The sequence below is a fragment of the Mesorhizobium sp. M7A.F.Ca.MR.362.00.0.0 genome, assembly GCF_004023175.1.
GTDB lineage: Bacteria > Pseudomonadota > Alphaproteobacteria > Rhizobiales > Rhizobiaceae > Mesorhizobium.
This window is the reverse complement of the sequence record NZ_RZTF01000590.1, coordinates 1-2,664: the sequence shown is the minus strand read 5'-3', so window position 1 is coordinate 2,664 and position 2,664 is coordinate 1. Positions and strand designations below refer to the sequence as shown.

The window sequence follows — 2,664 nt, the reverse complement described above, 5'->3', positions numbered from 1 at the left end:
CCTGCACACCCGCCGCCACGAGGCGGAACTGCGGCTGAAGGCGGCCGAGCAGAACCTCGAACGACTGGACGACGTCGTCGGCGAGCTGGAAAGCCAGATCGAAAGCCTGAAGCGCCAGGCGCGCCAGGCCTCCCGCTTCAAGAACCTGTCGGCCGATATTCGCAAGGCCGAAGCGACGCTCTTGCATCTGCGCTGGACGCTGGCCAAGACCCAGGAAGGCGAGGCGCGTTCGGCGCTGGCGGTTGCGACAGCCCTTGTCGGCGACCGCGCCGCGGCCCAGATGGCCGCTGCCAGGGAGCAAGGTATCGGCGCTCACCGGTTGCCGGATTTGCGCGACGCGGAAGCCGCCGCCGCCGCTGCCTTCCAGCGCCTGTCGATCGCCAAGTCGCAGATCGAGGAGGAAGCCGGCCGCATCCGCGCCCGTCAGAGCGAACTCGAGCGCCGGCTGCAGCAGCTCGACGGCGATATCGCACGTGAAGAGCGCATGGTCCGCGACAATGCGGACATTCTCGAGCGCCTTCGCACCGAAGAGGCAGCACTCAATTCGGAAAATGCCGGCGCCGCCGAACGCGAAGCCACCACCCGTGCGGCGTTCGAACAGGCGGCGTCGACGCTTTCGCAAAGCGAAGCCAAGCTCGCCGCGCTGACCGCCGAACGGGCCGAGGCTGCCGCCTCGCGCAACCAGATCGAACGGACGCTGCGCGACACCGCCGAACGCCGCGACCGCTTCGCGCGCCAGCTTGCCGATGTCGACCGGGAATTGTCGGAGATACTCTCCAAGGTCGCTGGCCTGCCCGATCCGGCCGAGAAGCGGGTGTTGGTCGAACAGGCCATGGCGCTGCTGGAGGAGGCCGAGGCTGCGGTGTCGGAGACCGAGCAGTCGGTCATCGATGCCCGCGCCACGGAAAGTTCTGCCCGGCCACCGCTTCAGGATGCCAGGGCCGAGCTGGCGCGGATCGAAACCGAAGCGCGCACGCTGGCCAAAATCCTGAATGCAGCCAGCGGCGATCTCTTCCCAGCCGTGCTGGAGCAGATCAGCGTCGATCGCGGTTTCGAAACGGCGCTGGGTGCGGCCCTTGGCGAAGATCTCGACGTGCCGCTCGACCGCAGCGCGCCGGTGCATTGGGGCGAAAGCGCGATCCAGCCTGGCGACGCGGCTTTGCCGGAAGGCGTTAAAAGCTTGGCCAGCGTGGTCCACGCGCCGGCACAGCTCGCCCGCCGCCTGGCGCAGATCGGTATCGTCGATGCCGCCGGCGACGGCCGCCGGTTGCAGTCGCTGCTTGCTCCCGGCCAGCGGCTGGTCAGCCATGAAGGCGCGCTCTGGCGCTGGGATGGCTTTACCGCAAGCGCCGATGCGCCGACCGCCGCAGCACAACGGCTGGCGCAGAAGAACCGGCTGGCTGAGCTCGATGCCGAGGCGATACAAGCGACGCTCGTCCTGCGCCAGGCCGAGGATGCGCTGGGAGAGGCTGAACAGGCGCTCCGCCTGGCAAGCGAGGCCGAGCGCAACACGCGCCAGGCCGGTCGTGACGCTCAGCATCGGCTGGACGCTGCCCGCAATGCGCTGGCCGAGGCCGAAAGGGCCGGCGGCGAATTGCAGAGCCGGCGCGCCGCACTCGATGAGGCACGCGCCCGCATCGTCGACAGCCATGAGGAGATTTCGGCCGCCTTCGCCGAGGCGGAAATGCTGCTGCAGGACGCGCCCGATCTTGGCGATCTGCAATTACAGCTCGAACAGTCCTCGGCCAATGTCGCCCGCGACCGCGCCGCGCTTGCCGATGCGCGCGCGGTGCATGAGGGGCTGCGGCGCGAAGTCGAGGCGCGCGCGCGCCGGCTCGATGCCATTGGCGCCGAGCGCAGCAATTGGCTGGAGCGGGCCGAAAACGCCTCGACGCAGATCGCATCGCTCGGCGAACGCAGAGCCGAGGCCGAGGCCGAACGCGAGCGGTTGGCCGATGCTCCCGATGAAATCGACGCCAAGCGGCGTGCCTTGCTGTCGCAGCTCACCGAGGCCGAGAGCTTGCGCAAGGCGGCGGCCGACCGTCTGCAGGAAGCGGAGAACCGGCAATCCGAAATGGACAAGGCCGCCACCGGCGCCATCCAGTTCCTGGCCGAGGCGCGCGAGACCCGCGTTCGCGCCGAGGAGCGGCTGACCGCGGCCGACGAGCGCCGGCTGGAGGTCGAGGCGCGCATACAGGAAACGCTGAACACGCCGCCGCATCTGGTCATCCGCCACACCGGTCTGGAGGCCGACAGCCCGATGCCTGAGATGGCCGAGATCGAGCGTCAACTCGACAGGCTGAAGATCGAGCGCGAACGGCTCGGCGCCGTCAATCTGCGCGCCGAGGAGGAGCAGAAGGAGCTATCCGATCGGCTGGAGGCGATCGTCTCCGAGCGCGAGGACATCATCGAGGCGATCCGCAAGCTCAGGCAGGCGATCCAGAGCCTCAACCGCGAAGGCCGCGAGCGGTTGCTGGCCGCCTTCGAGGTCGTCAACGGCCATTTCCAGCGGCTGTTCTCGCATCTGTTCGGCGGCGGCACGGCGGAATTGCAGCTGATCGAATCTGACGATCCGCTCGAGGCTGGCCTCGAAATTCTTGCCCGCCCGCCCGGCAAGAAGCCGCAGACCATGACGCTGCTGTCCGGCGGCGAGCAGGCGTTGAC

Annotated in this window: 1 protein-coding gene; it reads left to right on the top strand. The window is 68.6% G+C overall.

What is annotated here, in order from left to right:
* Nucleotides 1-2,664, top strand: a 2,664-nt coding sequence (locus tag EOC06_RS35620) for a chromosome segregation SMC family protein (protein ID WP_164898946.1), incomplete at both ends; no start/stop codon positions are given.